The 21,754-nt window shown below is 29.0% G+C and carries 16 protein-coding genes; 6 read left to right on the top strand and 10 right to left on the bottom strand.

The genetic code is table 4. The annotated features are described in order from the left end of the window. Positions 1-4: 4 nt before the first annotated feature. A complete protein-coding gene (locus MAGA_RS01505) occupies positions 5-409 on the bottom strand; it encodes a single-stranded DNA-binding protein (protein WP_013021930.1) in 405 nt (134 codons plus the stop codon). A gap of 5 nt (positions 410-414) precedes the next feature. After that, on the bottom strand, positions 415-1,455 hold the full coding sequence (locus tag MAGA_RS01500) for an ArdC-like ssDNA-binding domain-containing protein (RefSeq protein WP_235619422.1): 1,041 nt from the start codon (positions 1,453-1,455) through the stop codon (positions 415-417). Between the two features lie 1,065 nt (positions 1,456-2,520). Here MAGA_RS01500 and MAGA_RS04865 point away from each other — a divergent pair. Further along, a complete protein-coding gene (locus MAGA_RS04865; RefSeq protein WP_268741574.1) occupies positions 2,521-2,646 on the top strand; it encodes a hypothetical protein in 126 nt (41 codons plus the stop codon). 21 nt (positions 2,647-2,667) lie between these two features. Here the strand turns inward: MAGA_RS04865 and MAGA_RS01495 are convergent, their stop codons facing one another. The 4 genes from MAGA_RS01495 to ligA form a co-directional block, all read right to left on the bottom strand. Next, positions 2,668-3,462, bottom strand: coding sequence for an MAGa4850 family ICE element protein (locus MAGA_RS01495; RefSeq protein ID WP_013021928.1), 795 nt, complete (start codon positions 3,460-3,462; stop codon positions 2,668-2,670). Between the two features lie 176 nt (positions 3,463-3,638). Further along, positions 3,639-6,215, bottom strand: coding sequence for an Ig-specific serine endopeptidase MIP (gene mip, locus MAGA_RS01490; RefSeq protein ID WP_013021927.1), 2,577 nt, complete (start codon positions 6,213-6,215; stop codon positions 3,639-3,641). A gap of 31 nt (positions 6,216-6,246) precedes the next feature. After that, entirely contained in the window at positions 6,247-8,457 is a 2,211-nt protein-coding gene (locus MAGA_RS01485) for a putative immunoglobulin-blocking virulence protein (protein WP_013021926.1), read from the bottom strand. A gap of 195 nt (positions 8,458-8,652) precedes the next feature. Beyond that, positions 8,653-10,617 carry an NAD-dependent DNA ligase LigA gene (gene ligA, locus MAGA_RS01480; RefSeq protein ID WP_013021925.1) on the bottom strand — a complete coding sequence of 655 codons (1,965 nt, stop codon included), beginning with the start codon at positions 10,615-10,617 and terminating at the stop codon, positions 8,653-8,655. Between the two features lie 137 nt (positions 10,618-10,754). Here ligA and MAGA_RS01475 point away from each other — a divergent pair, with 137 nt between their 5' ends. The 3 genes from MAGA_RS01475 (at position 10,755) to whiA (ending at position 14,232) form a co-directional block, all read left to right on the top strand. Further along, a complete protein-coding gene (locus tag MAGA_RS01475; protein WP_013021924.1) occupies positions 10,755-12,005 on the top strand; it encodes an MAG2810 family protein in 1,251 nt (416 codons plus the stop codon). Positions 12,006-12,134: 129 nt separating this feature from the next. Next, positions 12,135-13,322 carry a phosphopentomutase gene (locus MAGA_RS01470; protein WP_011949456.1) on the top strand — a complete coding sequence of 396 codons (1,188 nt, stop codon included), beginning with the start codon at positions 12,135-12,137 and terminating at the stop codon, positions 13,320-13,322. A gap of 91 nt (positions 13,323-13,413) precedes the next feature. After that, complete coding sequence (whiA, locus tag MAGA_RS01465; RefSeq protein WP_013021923.1) at positions 13,414-14,232, top strand: DNA-binding protein WhiA; 819 nt, start codon at positions 13,414-13,416, stop codon at positions 14,230-14,232. 78 nt (positions 14,233-14,310) lie between these two features. On the opposite strand, the gene rpsR is transcribed toward whiA, so the two are convergent. Genes rpsR through rpsF form a run of 3 tightly spaced genes read right to left on the bottom strand, consistent with a single transcriptional unit; the run spans position 14,311 to position 15,527 of the window. Then, the gene (rpsR, locus tag MAGA_RS01460) at positions 14,311-14,634 is read right to left on the bottom strand and encodes a 30S ribosomal protein S18 (RefSeq protein ID WP_013021922.1); all 324 of its coding nucleotides are present in this window, start codon (positions 14,632-14,634) and stop codon (positions 14,311-14,313) included. A gap of 19 nt (positions 14,635-14,653) precedes the next feature. Then, a complete protein-coding gene (locus tag MAGA_RS01455; RefSeq protein WP_013021921.1) occupies positions 14,654-15,052 on the bottom strand; it encodes a single-stranded DNA-binding protein in 399 nt (132 codons plus the stop codon). A 37-nt stretch (positions 15,053-15,089) separates the two neighbouring features. After that, on the bottom strand, positions 15,090-15,527 hold the full coding sequence (rpsF, locus tag MAGA_RS01450; RefSeq protein WP_013021920.1) for a 30S ribosomal protein S6: 438 nt from the start codon (positions 15,525-15,527) through the stop codon (positions 15,090-15,092). A 351-nt stretch (positions 15,528-15,878) separates the two neighbouring features. Here rpsF and topA point away from each other — a divergent pair, with 351 nt between their 5' ends. Beyond that, positions 15,879-17,732, top strand: a complete 1,854-nt coding sequence (gene topA, locus MAGA_RS01445) for a type I DNA topoisomerase (protein WP_013021919.1) — start codon at positions 15,879-15,881, stop codon at positions 17,730-17,732. A gap of 148 nt (positions 17,733-17,880) precedes the next feature. On the opposite strand, the gene MAGA_RS01440 is transcribed toward topA, so the two are convergent. After that, positions 17,881-18,933 carry a zinc-dependent alcohol dehydrogenase family protein gene (locus MAGA_RS01440; protein ID WP_226876320.1) on the bottom strand — a complete coding sequence of 351 codons (1,053 nt, stop codon included), beginning with the start codon at positions 18,931-18,933 and terminating at the stop codon, positions 17,881-17,883. 238 nt (positions 18,934-19,171) lie between these two features. On the opposite strand from MAGA_RS01440, the gene secA reads away from it, so the two are divergent. After that, positions 19,172-21,685: a preprotein translocase subunit SecA gene (gene secA / locus MAGA_RS01435; RefSeq protein WP_013021917.1), complete on the top strand. Its 2,514-nt coding sequence runs from the start codon at positions 19,172-19,174 to the stop codon at positions 21,683-21,685. The last annotated feature ends 69 nt before the right edge of the window (positions 21,686-21,754 follow it).

Here is a 21,754-nt window from a genome sequence, read left to right as displayed (position 1 = left end):
CTTTTTAATCTTCTATATAGAAGGTGTAAATATTGTCTTTAGAGTGCTGATCTGGCTGTTGAATAGGGGTTTCAAAATGATATTTTGACATTTTTGATAATAAAACTCTGTTTGCTTTAATGTAGGTTTTATAGTACTTTTTGTCATCTTTAGTGTATGAATTAACTAGTAATTTTCCTGTTATTTCTACTAAATCACGTCTTTTAATGTTATTTAAAACATAGTCAACAACTACTGGATCTCACACAGCTATTTCAATAAAGTTAGGATTGCCATTTTGTATGTTGTTTATAGTAAATTTAATGGCTTTTTCATTAATGTTATATTTTGATTTATATTCAATTACTGTAAAGCTCTCGCTAATTACAAATCCATAAATACGGATGTGATTCAAAAAATTAGCTTGCATTTAGATTACTCCCTTCCCATTAGTTCATTTATGCTAGCAGTTTCTCTTAAATTAGCTTTGTCCACATTAATTTCTATTTCATCTAAGAAGTAGTTAAAGTCATTAGCAAACTGTTTTGAAGCAAAAATTACACTATTAATTCATTTTTTACGCATTTCTTTAGTGGAAGTATTTACTCAAGATCTAAATGCATCAAAGCTTGATAGTTCAATTCCTTTTAGTCTAAAGCTTTTACATATTGCATAAGCAACTAATTGAGCTTGATATCTATTTTCAATATTGTTTATTGCTGATATATCATGGCCTAGCAATGTGTGAGCATATTCTTTAACAAGTGAATATATATTTTGAGTAATTGAATTTTTATCATTTAGCCTAATTCAGTGCTTAATTCCATGGGAATTCTTATCATAAAATCTTTGCTCACTAGTACTTAAGCCCATTGTGGCATAGGTTATTCCAATATTATGTTTGGCTATAAAGTTACATAGCAAACTCAGCAACTTAGTATTTGGATTAATATTTTCATTATCTTCTTTTATAAAGTATGAAAAGTATTGTTTTGGGTATTGTGCTTTAGGAAGTGTTGTTTGTGATATGTCAAATACTTTAGCTAAGGTAAAACCTTTTGTATATGTATAAACTTCTAGTTCGTTGTTTTTAACTAACTCTTTTATTTCATTAGTTCATTTATCTTTTGTAACTTTTGTATTGTTATACACAACATACTCAATGACTTTAGGTCTAAATATTGATATTCCTTTTTCATTTTTCCTTACTTGAATATTTTCTTTTTTCCAACTGCTATATGACTTAACTATTGACGCCCCAGGAAACTGAGTTCTAACCAAATACATATTAATAAAGCTATACTTGTTGTCTAAGTTAGCAATGAAAGATAAGAACTCTTCCATCTTAGTACTATCATATAAGTAACTACTAAGAAGCAAATCTGTTGTAATTATTGTGCTTTCTATAAATCTATTTGTTTGTTCTTTTCTTAATTCTTTTTTTGTCATTTCATAATGTCCTATACTCTCCCCCATACCCCCACACAATAAACTGGGGGCAATATACTAATTTAAATTAAACATACTAACACTGCCCCCTGGCTCATGCATTATGAGCCATCTCCCTGTTGTTCAATGGGTTTGAACTACAGAGACATATAATTTGAACAGTCTTTCATTACTTGATTAGTTATTTCATACCTAATCAAACAATAAACTTGAATAAGTTTTAATAAGTACTCAAGTTTTTTCTTTATAGTTAGTTATAAACAAGCTATGATAAGTAATCATTTTTGGACACTTAATTAGTTTTTTGTCTTACTTAATTCAATAGTAGATACGAACAAGTTATGTTAGGTAATTAAGTTTTAATATTTAGTTAGTTATTTGTATTCTTGGCATAGGTTTTTATAATATGTTTGAAATAATTCATAACAATAAAAATTAGTCTAAGAATTCATAACTTTAACTATTTTCAATTAATCATTTTTAAAATTATCTCTAACTAGTTAATTAGTTCATTGACTACTTACAATTAGTTATTGAAGACTTAATTAAAATTTCATAAATATTAATATTTATATGCAGTAAGTTATTATTTAATATTGTCTTAATACTATTTAAAATAAATGATTTCTACTATAGCAATTTAAAAACCTAAATGATTTATGATGGTGTTCTCTTGGCATTGGGTTTTCATAATATGATTTAAATAATTCATAACAATAAAAATTAATCTAAGAATTAATAACTTTAGCTATCACTAATTAATTATTAATTTAATAAACTTTGAATTAATCAATTAAGTATCACTACTTAAATTAGTTATAGAATACTTAGTTAGACTTTTACAAACAATTAATATTTATATGCTGTAAGTTATTATTTAATGATGTTCTTATATTGTTTAAATTAATTAAATGATTTTTGTGATATTAATGCAAAAACCCAAATGATTTATATTTGTTGGGTTCAATTGGATTTTTTAATTTTCTTTTTTTAATTAAAATCAATCAATGCCCTACTGTTTGAATGTTTTTTTGACTGTTCGTTGCTTCCTTATTACGATAAATAGTTATATTTCATATAACATTTATCTTTATGTTTGTCATTTTAGCAAGTGAATTTTACACTGACCAAAACTACTATAAAACAGGCAAATATGGCAATATTAAATATGGATATTATGCGTTTCACACATATCCTAATTTAGTATTTTTAATTTAATTTTTGGCTTATTTTATTTTTTTAAATAAACATATATCTTTCAGTTACAAATTGATTGTTTTTGAATTCTTTTAAATACAAGAACCCTATATCAACAAATCCTTTTTTGAAAAACTTAATACTCTTTGCTATTGTGGCATTACTACCATCAAAGAACCTATTTTGAATTTTTAACAAACTATTTTTTGATTCATTAGCTACTGTTATAAACATTTTTATATTTTTAAAAGTTGTGAATTTTTTATATTTAATATTTCTTTTTTCTAACCTATAAGGCCTTGTTTCATAACCTTCACCATATTCAATGTTTCTTAATAGTGATTTGTCAGCTTTTGAATGATTCTTTTTATATGCTATTATTCTTGTTATATTTCAAAGGGTTGTTGCTGATCCATCAAGTAGAAAGTGCATTCACAATTTCTTTGATGATATTTTCATAAACTTTTCTTTTTTAATAGTTCATGGCTTTTTAGCTAGCTTAATTGCACCTTTTTTATTGTGTTCAATATAGCCAAGTTTTGATAGATGTTTGATAGTTTCAGTTAATGTTGAACGTTTGAAGCCTAATTTTTGCAAATACAAAATAGAAATATAGTTAGCCTTAGCACCTAATTGTTTAATAATGGCCAAGAGTTCAAAAGCAATTTTTCTTTCTTTTAATTCCTTGTACATTTTTTCACCAATCATGATCTTACTTTTAAATAAGATTTTAAGTGCTTTTTCTGTTAGCTTGTTATATTTCTTTTTATTGTACTTTCTTAAAAAGCCAAGTGTAACAACTGGTTTTTCCTTCTTTTTTAAAAACTGGCTTTCCATTATTTCTCCATTTAAACTATCAAAGTTCTATTAACTAAAAATGTTTTTGAACTTCAAGATATATATAAATGAAGCAAGAATTAAAAAAAGTGGGGGGATACCCACTTTCTTATATCAGTTCCTTTTAAAATGCTTTAAACCATTGTAAAACAGCTAAATTAGTCATTTTGTGTGTTTTATTTGGCAGGAGCGCTTGTTTCGGTAAATTTGAATTGTGGTGGAATTTGTTCTTTACCAAAACCGTTTGGAAATAGATTTGTTTTATATTGATTTCCATTATTCTTATATTTTTTCTCTAATTCTTCTCTATAAGAATTTTTTTGACCAGTTGCACCGCCATAAATTAAGTCATAAGCAGGTAATTTGTAATTGCCAAAAAGGCCTTTATAATCATAACCATATGATCTAAATACAGCAGCTAATCCAGTTTTGGCTGAACTATTAGAAGTGTGAAAAACAGCAATTAATTCATTTTTCTTGTTTCTTACACTCGAGCCTGAAGCTCCGCCAGTAGGTGTATATGATCTAGGCATTAAATGTAGTCCATAGTTAAAATATTTTTTGCCATTAACTGAGTAAAGGTCATTTCCAGTGCGACTAGCAGCTAAAAATCCATCAGTTAAACCAGGTTTATCAATAAATGAACGGTAGCCAATTTGGTATGAAAGAAAGTCGCCTCTCTCTAAATTTTCTTTTGAATGATTTGCTGGAGCCCCTTCTTGGACAATAACATTTTTATAATATTTATCATCAGCATTAATTCACATTGAAAAGTTATTTCTTACTTCTTTTTGCTGATCTTCATCAATATAGTTTTCTAAGAAGTAATCGCCAGTAGATGATGGATATCCAAGTATGTATAGACTTTCTAAATTATTAAATTTTGAAACTTCATCGCTATTTTTATTATTCACAACTATTGGTCTATCAATTTGCTCATAATTTTTTAGATATGAATCAGCTTTAAATTTAATATGCTTCTCAGTTTTATATTGATAATTATTAGTTATAGACTTAACAACGTCTTCAACACTTCTGTCCTTAAAACTATCTGATAAAAATTTGTTATTTGACACAATTCCTAGGTTATTTTTACCATTTTGTAAAACTTTTTCAAAGTCAATTTCAATGACTGCAAAATCCATAAATTCTTCTACATCTTTAAATTGTTCTTTTTGTTTACTTTCTAAAAAGTCTGAAGGTTTAGAAACTAGAAAATCTGTTGCTTCAAAAATAACATTAACTGCTCCGCTAGGTACACTGTCAAATAAGAATTTAGTAAATTTATCATCTAAATTACTTAATCTTAGAGTTGATCCAACACCAACATTTTCATTAAGTCTTGTCATTGAAAACTTAGAAGTGTGGTTTTTTATAGCTCTGGCAACGTGCGAATTGGTTCCAAAGTAAAATTTAGTTGCACCTTTACCTTGTTCAGGCACCATAAAGTCCATTATTCACATTGTTCCAGATTCAGTTGTGTATTTAGAAACACTATATTCAGCAATTTTTTTATCAATTTCTTTTTTTAAATCATCATTAGAAATGTTAGCCAACCTGCTGTCTTCAGATTTATACTCATTTTCAATCTGGTTTTTTCTATCTTCAAAACTTTTCTCTAAACCATGTAGTCCATTAGGCCCTAATTGTTTCTTTTCTAATTCTAAATTATAAAGTTTGAATTCATAATCGGCTTTAAGCGCTGCTCTATCTTTAAAAGTAAATGCATCTCTTTGCTCTTTAGTTCAGTTAGTAATTTGATTTTTTAAATTAGTTAATTCAGCTCTTTCTTTTTCAAAGGTATTTAGGCCAGTGAATGAAACTTGATATGTTTGCTCTGCAATCATTTTATATGTTTCATTTAACACTGTTCTAGCTAGCCCATTTGATCTAACTGGATTTCTGTTGACTGTGTCAATAGGAGATGGTCCTTTATTTATTTCAGCTTCATCTAAAACATTTAATTTCACTTGTCCATTTTCATATGTAGGTACTGTAAATCCTTTTAGTGCTGAATTTAAATATGAATCAAATTTAACACTTCTGGCTTTTTCATCAAATTCTTTTATTTGTTGCTCATTGATATTTAAGCCTCTAGATTTTAGAATATCAACTTCTTTTATGCCACCGTGGCTTAACATATTCTTTAGCTGATTTATATATGAATCATTATCTTTACTAAAACGTTGTTCTTGACTTAACTTGTGATATTCAAGCAACCCTTTTTGACCACCAATTGCTGCATTAGGATCGCCAGATATGCCTCCTCTATGGTCGGCACCAACTGGATTACTTGCCAATCCTGTTAATTTAATGCTTTTAAATATTTCTTTATTAGATGCCTTATTTATGAAAGTGACAAAAACAGTTACTTCACCTTTTATATTAGAAACATTTCTGCTTCTGTCTCTTTCTGTTTTTGCATTATTTAGAATTACATTTATGCTGTCTGAATACTTATCATTAATGCTAATTTTTAAATTCCCGGGATTTTCTTCAATTTCAGTTGGCAATGTTTTATTTAAAGATTTACCAGGCCCAAAACCAGAATTAAAAGTTAATTGTGCAATATCGTTTAAATTATTTGTGTTATTAATCAAATTTTCAAATTCAGCATCACTAAGTAAGCCTATTTTCTTATCATCATTGCTTTCATTTTTTGATGAATCATTATTACACTTAGCAGCAATTAATAATGATGAAAAAAGTGAAGCTGAAGAACTAATTAATAAAATTTTCTTTAGTTTTTTCATAAATTAATTTCCTTTTTAAAAAAAGTAAATTCTATGTGTATGTAATATTGCCATCGCTACTTTCAACCCTGTAGCCTAAATTGATTAATTGATCTCTTAGTTCAGTTGCATTTTCAGGAACTTTAATGCTTTTTGTTGACTTAAGTTTTTCGTTGTACTCAAAAAACTTAGATAAGTTTCATATAGCTTTTGAATCTAACTTTTTAGAATCGCTTATTCTAATTGAATCAGTTACATCACCATTACTAAACATAATTTTTGGCTTAGAGTACTGATCCATAGCATCAGTTGCGAAGTGTTCAAAACTTGCATGAGTTAGTTCATCTGAAGAAATTTCAAATGAAGAATTATTGTTAAATAAGGTTAGTCTTCTGATTTTTCTTGGGGCATTATTTGGATTAACTACGTCATTAAACACTAAGTTTCTTAGTGATTTAATCTCTTCAATTCTTGAAAAATCAATTCCCATTGGATAGCTATTATTGCCTTCATTATGATCAGGATTTAGTCCTGGGCCTAATCCTGCTTGGAAAAATGGTTCATTATTTCTTGCAAAATATACCATTCTTAATCCATCATTAATTCGCTCAAATGATTTATTTGCAAAGTCTTCTTTATCAAAAGCAATTGTGTCAAAAGTAATTCTTGTTGGTATTGCTACATTAGGTAAAAAGTCTCTGCTTACATTGTAATCAACTGTATTAATTCACTCAGTTTTTCTTAATGCAAGAGGATTAAATGATCATTTATGAAGCAGTGAATTACCTAAGGTATAAAGTGACAATTCTTTGATGTGTTTGTTTTCTAGTGCAATTAAACTGCTTGTATTTGTAGCTTCGGCTGAGAAGAATAATTCAAGTTGAGGAATATTATCTGGCAAAGCTAAAAGAATATTTTTAAATGCTTGGCTTGGATCGCTAGAACCCATATTCTTAATTCTATAAGAAGTAACTTGTACTTTGTCATTTTTAAGCTTATTTATAAGCTCTAAAGTCTTACCATAACCCGATGAATTAGCTGCGTCTATCTCTACAACTAACCCTTCATTAAGTGCGCCAGCACTAGTGTCAGTTTTTTCCCTAGTAAGCTTTGTTATCTTAATTCCATCAGCCCTGCTTACATTGTACTTTTTGTATTCTTCTTTGTCAGTAACATCTTCTTTTCTTCAGCCTTCATATGAGCCTTCTCAAACACTATCAGGTGACCTGCCATATGGTGAATCATAGCCAAAAACTCTTCTTTCACGGTTGTCTCTTGAAATTCTTGAAGTTACTGTGTTAAATTGATCATCAGGCGCAAAACCATGTGAGCTAATTGTTCCATCTTCATTGATAATAGCTGATCTAGGTGAAATTGCTAGTCCTTGACTTAAGAATGCTTCAGCATCTTTAGCTAGTTTAGTGAACTTAGACTTATCTAAATGGTTAATAAGTCAAATGTTTCTTTGAATTTCTGAATCAAACTTCTTTGAAGGATATTCTTGTTTACCTTTTTCAGTTAAAAAGTTTATTACGTTTGGACTATTAAGCAGTCTTTCATAACGATGAACATTGTCTCTATAAACTCCAATGTTTTGTCTTACAACTGCTTCAGCAGAAGCTAAATCACTACTATTAGTAAAAATATTTTCAAGTGTTTTGAAAAATGTACCAGCAAATAATCCTGTGCCATCTTTGCCATCAAGTGCACTGCTTACAGTCTTTTCTCTTAATTCATTAGTTACTTCAACATTAAGTACTCTACTTACGATTATATTTTGGTAAGGATTTATATTGTTTATGCGTCTATCCATATCATGTTTAGAAACGGGTCTATCTGGAGTTACTTCAATAGTTGCTTTAACTTTAACACCGTGAATAACAATATCTTTTGTAATTACATTTGGTTTAGCAATTAGTGGTTCAGATCTTTCAGGAGTTACTGTTGTTCTGTTTATTTCAGGAGCTGAGCTATTTTCACTAATTGTTTCAGGAGTTTTAGGAGCAACTGTTTCAGCTGGCTTAATAATTTTAGGTTTAGTACTTTCAATTACATTATTATCTTTAATTGAATCAGTTGACTTGCTAATGTTGTTTTTATTATTTGCTACTTGAGCATCTGTTGAGTTATTAAAAAGTATTCTTGACAAATTTGAATCAGAGTTAGATGAATAAACAACTACACCAGTTGATGCAGAAATAACTGCTCCTGCAGCAAGTGAAAAAATAATTACTCTATTTCTCTTTTTCTTAAATACGTTCATAACTAGCTCCATTTAAAGATATAGCAACATAAAAAAATAAAAATCAAGCATATTATATATGCCTGATTAGTTTAACAATAGCCAGGGGCATATATATATATATATATATCACCAGCTAAATATTAAAAATAAAAAAGTAAATTGATTGGAAATTATTCCACATTTTGGTTTCATATGCTAAATTAGCGACAAAAACTACTGTTTTATAAGATCATAAAATTGTTCTTCATTTATGACTTTTGTGCCTGTTTTATAGGCTTTTTCTAACTTACTTCCTGCATCAGAACCAGCTAATAAATAACTAGTTTTACTTGATATTGCACTGGAAACGTTTCCACTGTGTTCTTCTATTAGTTTTACAAAATGACTTCTTGGCTCAGATAAGACCCCAGTTATAACGAAAGTATAGCCGCTTAAAATAGTACTTATAACTTTTGCTTTACCCTCATAATTAAAAATCGCATCCAAAAAAGCTAGTAAATCTTGGTTTGCTGGACTTGAAATAAATTCAATTAAGCTCTCAATTATTTTAGGACCAATATTTTTAGTATTTTGTAGCTTTAATAAATTATGATCATCTAGTAGTTCTGCAAAATTAGCATAGTTATCAGCAATTAATTTAGCAGCTCTTTGCCCTATATGTTTAATGCCTAAAGCAAATATAACTTTGCTAAATTTTTTATTTTTTGCACTTTCAATGCTATTTAAAATGTTATCAACCTTTAAGTCTCTATATCTTGGGAGCTTAATTAGCTCAGCTCTATGCCTGTGTAAGTCAAAAATATCTTTAATATTTTTTATAAATTTAGGATAAAAATCCTTAACAGTGCTTAAGCCTAAGCCTACAATATTAAGGCAGTTTCTAGAAGCAAAATGATAAATATTATTAATATTTTTATCAGGACACTCATCATTAGTACAAAACTGATCAACAATGCCTTCAAATTCAACTAATTGTGAGCCACAAGAAGGACAGTTTGTGGCTTTTTTATAGTAATCCACGTAATTTTTCTCTTCTTTTAAGCTTATAACTTTAGGTATGATTTCACCTGCTTTTATAATATTAACTTCATCATTAATATTGATGTTCATATCCTTAATAAAATTATGATTATGTAATGTAGCTGCTTTAACTGTGGTTTGATTTAATAACACAGGTAAAATGTTTGCAATATAGGTAATTTTTCCAGTTCTTCCAACCGAAGTTAATATATCAATTATTTTGCTTGAAGCTATTTCAACATCATATTTAAAAGCAATTGAGTGCTTGGGGAACTTGGAAGTTTTGCCTAATTTGTCCCACATTTGTAAATCATCAAGCTTAATGACCAATCCATCTGCATCATAGTCTAATTTGTTTTTTATTTCGGCAAAATCATTAATAGATTCTTCTAATTCTTCAATTTCTACAACTTTTGAAAAAGGATTGGTTGGGAAATTTAAATTTTTCATAAACTCAAGCGCTTCATGTTGATAATAAATGCCATGCTTTTCAGGTTCAACTATTTCATATAAAAATGCACTAAGATTTCTTTCAGCAACAATATTAGCATCTAATTGTCTTAAGGTACCACTAGCAGCATTTCTTGCATTAGCAAAATTATTGCTTTCATTTATTTTTTTAAAATCATTTTTAGTTATAAAAACTTCGCCACGCACTTCTAGATCATTTAAGTAATTAATAAGCTTAGGAATTGACTTAATTTGGTAAATGTTTTCAGTAACATCTTCTCCTTCAGAGCCATCTCCTCTAGTGGCTGCTTTGACCAATTTGCCTTGTTTATAGTGCAAGGCGATACTTAGTCCATCAATTTTAGGTTCAATATTAAAGTTTATGTTTTCAGTCGGTACAATTTTTGAAATATTGTTTATAAAACTATTAATATCATCATAGTTATAGGCTTTAGCTAAAGATAACATAGGTTTTTGGTGCACAAATTTAGTAAATTTTTCAGAAGCAAAAGAGCCAATTCTAAAAGTTGGGCTGTTATTAAGAATTAAATCAGGATGCTCTTTTTCTAATTTTTCTAGCTCTAACAAAGCTTTATCATATTCTAAGTCAGAAACGCTAGGCTTATTTAATTGATAATATTCATAATTTCATTGATTTATTGTTTCAACTAGTGACTTAATTAACTCTTTTGCTTTTTCTTTTTGCATCATTTCTCCCAAAATAAAATGTTTTTTTAAGTGTTTTAGATATCTTTAAATATTGTATTTAATTAATGCATTTTGAATTATAAATATATAATTTTAATATCTTTGCTTATTAAATAATTTAACAAAAAGGGGGACTTATGAGTAATTTTAATTTAATACTTTCAAGAGAAAAATTTAATCATCAACAATATGCTCCTGTTAAAGGAATTGTTAAAGCTAAATTAAATGAATATTATGCTGAAAAGAAAAATAGTAGAAAAATTAACCTTGCAACAGTTGGTGCTTATGTAAGCATTCCGCTATTTATTATTGCAGTTATTTTGCTCCTTTCATCAGTTGCAATATCTTTTGTAGTTATCTTTAAAACTGGAAATAATTGGTTGCTACAACCAGATCATTTTCGCCCTTTACTAGCTTCACTTTATAGCTTAGCTTTTGTATTTTTAATAGCTTGATGTATTCTTTATCCAATAGTATTTAATGCTAGAGTGTTTTTAAAAAGGGACATTGTAGCTAGTGTTAATAATAGAGAATTAACTGACCATTTACTTGATTATATTGGACTAAAACCTTTATATAAAAATGACGAAAATGACAATAAAATAGTCAATTTTGCAAATATTAGCTTCTTTAAGAACACATCTAATTTCAAAAACTTAAGCAAGTTTAATGTCATTAACAATAAATATGAAATGTATGAAGCTGTTTCAAATAAGCAACTTATTAGGATGCAAAACATTGAATTTAGAAGCGAAGAGTGAATTAAGCTTAATGATTTAAGCAACAAAGAAATAAAAAAATTAAAGAGCGCTAAATCACTTATTTATAAAGACAAAATTCAAAAAATAGAAAACAAACTTTACTTTGGCATTGCAGCTAAATTACTAAATTTAAATAAAAATGTTAGCCTAACTCTTTTTGATGAACTAAATAATTACACTCCTGAAGGCTTTAAAAAAGTTGAAGTAAAAGATGAATTCATGACTTTAAATATTAATTCAGAAGAACCTTCATTAATGCAAAAATGAGCAAGCGACACAAACAATTTATCATACCTTAGTGACTTAAAAAATGAATTTGACAGCATTGCTATAAATAGCTCTATAAGCCTTAAAAACAGCCGTAAAGATAAATCTTTCGCTAAAGATTTAGCAATCTTAATCAAAAATCAAGAAGCTTTTATTTGATTCAAAACTCCTACTCAATTGTTAGATTTATACTTCAAAACACCTACATTAAATAAAGAAACAGTAACTGAATTAATTGTTAATAAAATTTTAGATGAGTTTTACTTAGTTTACCTTTCATTAATGTTTTTAGCTCCTTTTGGCTATGATAATGTAGTTTCTATAAGTGAAAATGAAGCAAAAGAAGAATCATCAAACTAAATAGCCTTGCGCTATTTTTTTATTAAACACAGCAAGCAAGCCATCTAAAAGTCTATAATATAAGTAATATACAATAGTTTATAATTTATTGTACTTTTAATACATTAAAATAGGTTAATTAGGAGCGAAATGGCTAAATTTAAAAGAGTTTTCATGATAGTTACTGATGGTTTAGGCATTGGACCAGATAAAGATCAAAAAAAATTCGGTGATGCGGGGGCAAACACATTATATTCTGCATCACTTAGTTCAATGTTTTTCATTGACACATGAAAAAAATTAGGTATTGGTAATGTTGCACAATTAGAAGGAAATTACCACACTAAAAGTCCGCTTGCTTATGTATCAAGAATTCAAGAAGTTTCAAATGCTAAAGATACATTAGCAGGTCACTGAGAAATGATGGGAATTAAAACTGAAGTGCCTTTCCCCACATTTACCGAAACAGGCTTTCCAGCAGACTTAATTGCTGAATTAGAAAAAGCTTTTGATAACAGAAAAATAATTTGCAATAAAGCTGGTTCAGGTACTGAAATAATTGATCAATATGCTGAAGAACAAAAGCAAAATGGTAGCATAATTGTTTACACTTCAAACGATTCAGTACTTCAAATTGCTGCTCATGAAGAGTGAATTGGTTTAGATAACTTATACAAATATGGTAAAGCAGCTAGAGAAATTTGTTCATCTAAGCCTGAGTGAAACGTTGGTAGAATTATTGTTCGTCCTTTTGTTGGTGAAAATGGCAAATATACTAGAACATTTAACAGACATGACTATGCAAATGCACCAGAACCAATGATTTTAAATAAATTGCAAGAAGCAGGAATTGAAGTTATTGCTATAGGTAAAATAAATGATATTTTTGTAGGCCAAGGAATTTCTAGAGCAATTCACTCTAGCGGTGATGCTGATGGTATGGACAAGGCTATTGAACTAGCTCAATTAGATGAAGAAAATAAATTTATTTTTGTAAACCTAGTGCAATTTGACTCACACTATGGTCACCGTAGAGATGTTGATGGCTTTGCTTCAAATGTTGCCACATTAGATTCCAAACTTGGCAAATTGATACAAGTTATGAAAAAAGACGACTTGTTAATCATGACTAGTGACCACGGTAATGATCCTGCTTATCCAGGCTTTAACCACACACGTGAAATGCTACCTTTAACTATTTATTCAAAAATGTTTAAAGAGCCAAGAGTTTTAAATGACGTTACAGGATTAGGCACTACTGGAAACATTGTAGCTCGTAATTTTGGAGTTGAAACTGTTTCATTAACAGGTGAAGATATTTTTGATAAATTAGTTTAATAAACAAAAAGGGCAAAAGTAATTTTATGCAAAATTCTTTTGCTTTTTTTATAATTATTTATACATTACTTTTTTAAAGCAGGTGTTTTTAATGAATTTTACAAAAGAAATTAAGCTTGAAATATTAAATAAAAAAAGAAATAATGAAGATGCTAGTGAATTTTTAAGAGGTTATATATATTCAAAATGCATTATTGAAGATGATATTATCAAGCTTAGAATTTATGACAATTTGACCAAAAGCACTGTTTTAAAGAGCTTAAATAAAATTGGCATACAATATGAAAACAAAAATTCTGTTGTTTTAATTAACAAAAATGATTTTTCATTAGTGGAAGAATTTAGCTATCCTTCTTCATTTTTCCAAGGTGTTTTTGTTGGCAATGGCTCAATTAGCAACCTTAATAATTCGTCATACCACTTGCAAATTGCTTCAAATTATGAACATTTCATTGATGTTATAATCAATAAACTCAATGAATATGATTTTAATTTTGTTAAAATCAAACACAATAAAAAATTTATAGCTTACATTAAAAAGCACGAAAAAATAAGTGATTTTTTAAAAGCTATTTCAGTCACTACATCATTTTTTAATTTCATGGATAACACTATAAGCAGAGACTTTTTTAATAACACTAATAGACTAAGAAATATTGACACTTCAAATATAAATAAAATAGTAAATGCAAATAATAAATACATTAAAAATATCAATTTAATGTATGAGCTAAATCTCGAAAATAACTTCAGTACTGAGCAACTAAAACTCTTTAATCTTATTAAAGAAAATCCAAATGAGAGTTTGTCTTCTATAGCTTATTTATACACCTTAAGGGAAAATAAAGAGATTACCAAAAGTGGCATATATCACTGGCTTAAAAAATTAGAAAAAGTTACTGTGCGATAATAGAAATAAATAGCAGTTTTCCAAAATATAAGCAAATTAAAAATCGCCCTGTGGCGATTTTAATTTTGTTAATTATTATTAAGCAGCTGCAGCTTCTTTTTTAGCTTTTTCAGCAGTTGCTTGAGCTGCATTTGCTGAAGCAGCAGGTGCTAAAACACGAATTTTATCCTTTGTATAAGGAATTAAAGCCATAAAACGTGCTCTTTTAATAGCGTTTGCAACTTTTCTTTGGTGTCTAGCACATGTTCCTGTTGAAACATGAGGTTTGATTTGACCAATACCTGAAATAAATTTTGTTATAAATTCAACATTTTTGTAGTCAACATATTCAATGTTTGTTTCACACAATTCACACTTACGTCTTAAGTTTCTGCCTTTTTTAACTTTTTTAAAATTAGCCATTATTATTCTCCTATTTAATTTAGTCTTCAATAATTAATTCAGCAGTTGGGATATCATTATCAGAAATTACTTGTGCACTATCTAATTTAGAGTTTTCAGCAACATTTTTATTGCTTTTTGAAAGCACACTAATTTCCTGAACATTTACATAAGTTAGTTTGACCGAAGTTCCTGCTTTGTTTTTAAATCTGTAAAGACTTAAGTAGCCTTCTAAGGATACTAATGTTCCTTTAGAAACATTTTTAGCAATAAAATCAGCAACATTTTCTTTTGCAATAATGTCAATAAATTCGACAGCATTATTTGCATTATTAGGCTTTTTTACAGCTATTGAAGTTTTAATTGAACTAGCTCCATTTTGCATTTTACTTAGCTTAATATCACTAGCTATTCTGCCAACTAATAACACCTTATTCATTATTTATCTCCAACTTTTGAAATGAATTTAAAAATAGTTAGTTGCTTTTCTTAACTTCTTTTTTAAAACCAGGCTTTGCTTTGTGTGACATTGTTTTTTCTAAGTTTTCAATTAGTTGTTTAACACCTGTGCCTTTGTTAGCAACTTTAGCGTCTTTAGCAATTCTGTGTTTGAATGCTTTCTTTGATCTTTGAAAACCTTTTTCAGTATCTAAATTTATAACCATTTGTCTTCAAATGAATTTAGCTATATTTGCTCTACGAGTAAATTCAGCAATTAATTCACTTTTAGCTTCAAGTGTGTAAACTATGTATTGAGCTTTTGATGATTTGTTAATTGGGTAAGCTAAAGTAGAATTTTCTAATTTAACTACTTTATTTATGTTCTTTTTGTCAAAAACTGATTCAACAATTTCATTAGCCATTGCCATATCGATTGCTGGATCAATAATCAACATGATTTCATACTTATTCATTAATAAAAATCTCCTTTTGGACATCTGGATCATAACTTATGATCAAGGAGTATTTGAAAAATAACTTAAAAAAGTTATTTAGTCTATATAAAATACTCATTGTTAATTATATAAGAAAAATATTTTTACATAAGCATATTTATTTTATTGTTAAATTGACCAATAAGGCTTTTTTATAGTAATAAAAGTCAATTAAAGCTTTTAAAAATCAAATTAATTTTGTTATCGCTTCCTAAAACATATGAAAAATATTTTTTCCACATTTGATTTATTAATATATTAATAAATAAGAAATATGATATTAAAATTTTAATTTTATATGAAATTTTAAAGTATATACTTTCCATAATTATGAGTTATAAATTGGTAATTGTTGAATCCCCAAATAAAGTTGAGACTATAAAAAAATATCTTGGAGAAAATTATAATGTAATGGCTTCAGTCGGCCATATTGCAAGATTAAGTAAAAAAGGATCAATGGGCTTAGGCATTGATATGAGTAAATGAGAGCCTGAATTCGAAATTGATCCAGCTAAAAAAGAGATTGTAAAGCAGCTAAAAACTGCTGTAAAGGATGCAGATTTTGTATATATAGCAACTGACCCTGATCGTGAAGGCGAGGCTATTGGCGATCATTTAGTTAAGTATTTAAAATGTAAAGAAGGTAAGTTTGCCAGGATTAAATACAATGAAATAACTAAGGATGCTATTTTATATTCAGTTGAAAATCCAACTCAGTTAGATCAAAATTTAATTGATGCACAAAAAACTAGAAGAATGCTTGACAGAATAATTGGTTTTAGATTAAGTCAATTAATGCAAAAAAAGTTATCTAACTCTCCTGCTACTCCTTCAGCAGGTAGAGTGCAATCAATTGCGCTTAAATTAGTAGTTGATAGAGAAAAAGAAATTGAAAATTTTGTGCCTAGAGGATATTATTCAATTGAAGCTTTAATTTCTAATTCACTAACAGCGGAAATTTATATGCCCAAGCATATTGCAGCTGAAAAAAACTGAGTGTTTCCTGAAGAGCTAGAGTCTGTTAAAAAGAGTATTGATATTTTGCCAAGTAATATTTTGATAGTTAAAGATATAAAAGAGTCTAAAAAAACATTACCAGCACTTACTCCTTTTAAACAAGCAGCCTTGTATAAAAAGAGTCCATTTAGCTCATCTATTACTCAAGCTTCATTACAAAGACTTTATGAAGGTTTTGGCGATGGTGGTTTAATTAGCTACCCACGTACTGACAGCACAAGATTAAGTCACACTTTTGTTAATGCAACTAAAAACTATATTTCAATTAAGTATGGCGATGAATATGTTTTAGACAAAGTTAAAGGTTTTAAAGGTGACCAAGATGCTCACGAAGCTATTAGGCCTACTGATATAACACTATTGCCTGATGAAGCTAAAAATAAGTATGATTTGAATAATTATGATTATCAAATTTATAAATTAATTTATGAACACACGCTTATGTGTTTAATTACTCCCCCACTAAGAGCTAATAAAACATATAAGTTTGCTAAAGATAAATTAGAGTTTAGACTAAATGTAAGTTGAGTGCTTTTTGACGGCTATTATATAGTAAAAGGCGAGATGAATGAAAGTGTCGATCCTGACTATAAAATAGGGCAATTGGTCAATGTTAAAGAGTTTGTAATTGAAGGCAAAGAAACTAAGCCGCCTGCTAGATATTCTGAAGGTTCTTTAATTGAAAAACTAGATGATATTAAAGTTGGTCGTCCTTCAACATTTGCTACAACTGTTAAAATTGTTTTAAGCAGAGAATATGTAAGGTCAGAAAATTCTGCATTAGTGCCTACTGATTTTGGTAAATTAATTTTAGAAAAACTAATTCAAGGCTTTCCAGATATTATTAATGAAGGCTATACAGCAGAAGTTGAAAATCAATTAGATCTTATTGCAACTAATAAAATATCTGTTGCCCCTGTAATGGAAGACTTTTATAGTAAGTTTAAAAACAATTATGAAAGCGCTTCTCAAAACTTAGATCATACATCAATGAGCTTGCAAAAAATTGATGAATCTTGTCCTAATGATAATGGTAATTTAGTTATCAGAAGAAATAAAAGAGGTGATAAATTTATCGCTTGCGATAATTTTCCTAAGTGTAACTTTACAAAAAGTTATGATGATGGCAGCAATAAAAAGAGATTTTTCAGAAGGAAAACTAAATAATATAAGATAAGACAGTTTTACTTAAATGACTGTTTTATAGGTTTATAAGACCATTTCAAATTTATATAATAAAACTCACAGATAAGGCCTGTGAGTTTTTGAATAACCTTTTAATTAGCTTAAAAATTAATAAGGTGAAAAGTAAAACTTATTTTGTTGCGTCAATGAAAATCTTCATTGCCTTGTTATCAGATGCATTTAAGAAAGTGTCATATGCACTCATCATATCAGATAAGTTAAATCTGTGAGTAATTAATCCTTGCACAGGTAGTTTTCCTGTTGAAACTGCATTAATTAGCATTGGAAGTGTGTTTGTGTTTACTAATCCAGTTGTAACTGTAATGTTTTTAATTCATAAATCTTGAACATTGAAGTCAACTTTTTTGCCATGAACTCCAACAACTGAAATATTTCCGCCGGCTTTAACAATTTTTTGACATGTGTCTCATGATGAAGGCACACCAACTGCTTCAATAGCAACGTCAACGCCATCTTGGCCTACAATTTCTTGTAATTTAGATAGTAATGATTCATCAGGTACTAAAGTGTGAGTTGCACCTAATTTTTTAGCCATTTCTAAACGGTTTTTATCAAAATCAATCACAATTAAGTGTGCTGGTGAATATAACTGAGCTGTTAATAACGCTCCCATACCAACTGGGCCAGCTCCAACAATCGCTACTGATTTTCCGGGAGCAACAGCACCATATTGCACGCCAATTTCATGACCTGTTGGAAGTGCGTCAGATAACATAACAGCTACTTCATCAGAAATTGATTCAGGATATTTATATAAACTATTATCCGCAAATGGAACTCTTACATATTCAGCCTGTGTTCCATTAATCATATAACCGAATTTTCAACCACCTTCAGCTTCTCTACAGTGTGAGTATAATTGTTTTCTACAATTGTCACATTTACCGCAAGGTGTAACACAACCAATTAAAACTTTGTCTCCTACTTTGACATTTGAAACGCTTGAACCTACTTCTTTAACAATTCCAATGCCTTCATGACCTAAAATTCTACCGTCAGCAACTTCAGGATTTTTACCTTTATAAATACCTAAGTCTGTACCACAGATAGTTGTTTTAGTCACTTTCACTATTGCATCTGTTGGCTTTTGAATAATTGGCCTATCAACAGTTTCTAAGGCAATCTTGTGATCACCATGATAAACTAAAGCTTTCATTTTCATAATTAAATAACCTCTAAAATAATTGTTTGTAATTATGATACATTTTTTTATGACATATTTGCCAGTGAATAAGCGCTTTTGGTCATTTTAGTGGAAAATTGCATAAAACTTTTCTAATTAAAAAACAAAGCACAATATAGTGGTAGTTTAAATTAAATATTAATATTAAATTTAAATATAGAGCTTTAATATAAATAGCAAATCCTTATATTAGTATAAAATTACTATTATTATGAGTATGAAACTATTTAAGTCTACTGAAATGAGAATTGCTGAAAGAGTGCTTAAAAAAATCAATCAATTTGAGCCTCTTATTTCTAAATTAACTGATGAAGAATTAAAAAACAAAACAATACAATACAGAGCTAGGTTAGCTGATGGCGAGTCGTTAGAAAAAATTAGACCTGAAGCTTTTGCAGTTTGCAGAGAAGCTACAAAAAGAGTTTTAGGCAAAAGACCTTATGATGTGCAAATGCTTGGTGGCGTTTTACTAGATTTAGGTTCAATTGCTGAGATGAAAACTGGTGAAGGTAAAACTATTACATCAATTGCACCTGTTTATTTAAATGCACTTAGCGGTAAGGGAGCTATTGTTTCAACAGTTAATGAATACTTAGCACAACGTGATGCCGAAGAAATGGGGCAAGTTTTTTCATTCTTAGGACTTAGCGTTGGTATTAACAGAGCACAAATGGATCCTAGTTTAAAAAGAGAAGCATATGCTTGTGATATTACATACTCAATTCACTCTGAACTAGGTTTTGACTACTTAAGAGATAATATGGCTTCTAGTATTGAGGAGAAAGTACAAAGAGGCCTACACTTTTGTTTAACTGACGAGGCTGATTCGATTTTAATCGATGAAGCTAAGACTCCTTTAATTATTTCAGGTGGCCAATCTGAAGATTCAAATGTTTATTTAGCTTCTGACCAATTTGTTAGAACACTTGACGAAAATGACTATGAAATAGATGAAGAAACTAAAGCTATCTCCCTTACTTTCAATGGTGTACAAAAAGCTAATAGATTCTTTAACTTTGATAATTTATATGACATTAAAAACTCAGAAATAGTGCACAGAATTCAAAATGCACTTAGAGCACATAAAGTAATGAAAATTAATGTTGAATACATTGTTAGAGACGGCAAAATTGAATTAGTTGATGCTTTTACTGGCCGTATTATGGAAGGAAGATCATATAGTGAAGGCTTGCAACAAGCTATTCAAGCTAAGGAAATGGTTGAAATTGAGCCTGAAACTAAAACAATGGCTACTATAACTTACCAAAACTTTTTCCGTATGTTTGATAAACTTTGCGGTATGACTGGTACAGCTAAAACTGAGGAGCAAGAATTTATTGACATTTACAATATGAGAGTAAATGTTGTTCCAACCAATAAGCCTGTAATTAGGCAAGATTTAAAAGATTCAATTTATGCTTCATATCCTGCTAAATGAATGGCTGTTGTTGAAAAAGTTAAAGAATTATATGAAAAAGGCCAACCTGTTTTAGTTGGTACTGCCCAAATTGAGGATTCTGAATTATTACATGAATTATTAGTTAATGCTGAAATTCCACACACAGTGCTTAACGCTAAGCAAAATGCTTCTGAAGCTGAAATTATTTCGCGTGCTGGCCAAGTTAAGGCTGTTACTATTGCTACTAATATGGCAGGTAGAGGAACTGACATCAAACCTAGTGCTGAAGCACTAGCTTTAGGTGGACTATATGTCTTAGGAACTGATAAAGCTGAAAGTAGAAGAATTGACAACCAGCTTCGTGGTCGTTCTGGACGTCAAGGGGATCCAGGAGTATCTAAGTTTTATCTTTCAATTGATGATCAACTTATGCGTAGATTTTCTAACTATGAAGAGTTTAAAGAACAATTTAAAAAAGATGGTGATAAAGAAGTAACAACAAAGTCGCTTTTATATGGCTTCCAAGAGGCTCAGAAAAAAATTGAAGGTTTTAACTATGATACGCGTAAAAATGTCTTGCACTATGACGATGTTATTCGTCAACAAAGAGACCTGTTTTATGCCCAAAGAGACTTAATCTTAATTAATGATGATGTTGAGTTTGTGATCAACAGAATGATTAAAAGCACGGCTAATATGATTACTAATATGCCTAAATTTAAAGATAAAGGCAACATATTTAAGTATCACGATTTCATTGAGTATATTAACGAAACAATATTAGGCAAAGGTATTAGAACTAAACTCTTATATGAAGATATAAAAGACTTGCATGATAACGATTTATTGCAATATGTCAGTGACTTTTTAATAGCTAGCTATCACAGATGAAGAGATAAAGCTTTAGATAACACTGATTTAGCTTATGTAAGATGATATGAAAAAAGCATTGTGCTTAGAATAATTGATAAATACTGACAAAATCATATTGACACAATGGATAAGCTTAGATCACATACTAATTTAGTACAATATGCACAAAAAAATCCTTACCAAGTGTATACACAAGAAGGAAGCAAAAAATTTGATGAAATGCTAAGCAACATTGCTTATGACACAATGACTGAGATCTTTAAAGACCGTTTAGGTTCAGAGAGCTTAATAACAAGTGAAATGGAAAATGATCCAATTTTTAGACAGCTAATTGATAACCTTATTTTAGATGAAATGTCTGATGATGAAAGAGAAGAGTTCATTGTCAATATGTACAAAAATGTTAAATCACAAATTGAGCAAAATGTAAGTGAGAATCAAGAGGCAAATAATGAATAAATTTATGGCTAAATTTAATGTTTATCCTTATATTTTAGGCCTAAAATGAAATAATGAAATATAATTTAA

This window comes from Mycoplasmopsis agalactiae (assembly GCF_000089865.1).
Classification (GTDB): domain Bacteria; phylum Bacillota_I; class Bacilli_A; order Mycoplasmatales; family Metamycoplasmataceae; genus Mycoplasmopsis; species Mycoplasmopsis agalactiae_B.
The sequence above is the reverse complement of the archived record's forward strand: the minus strand, read 5'-3'. Positions and strand labels throughout refer to the sequence as shown.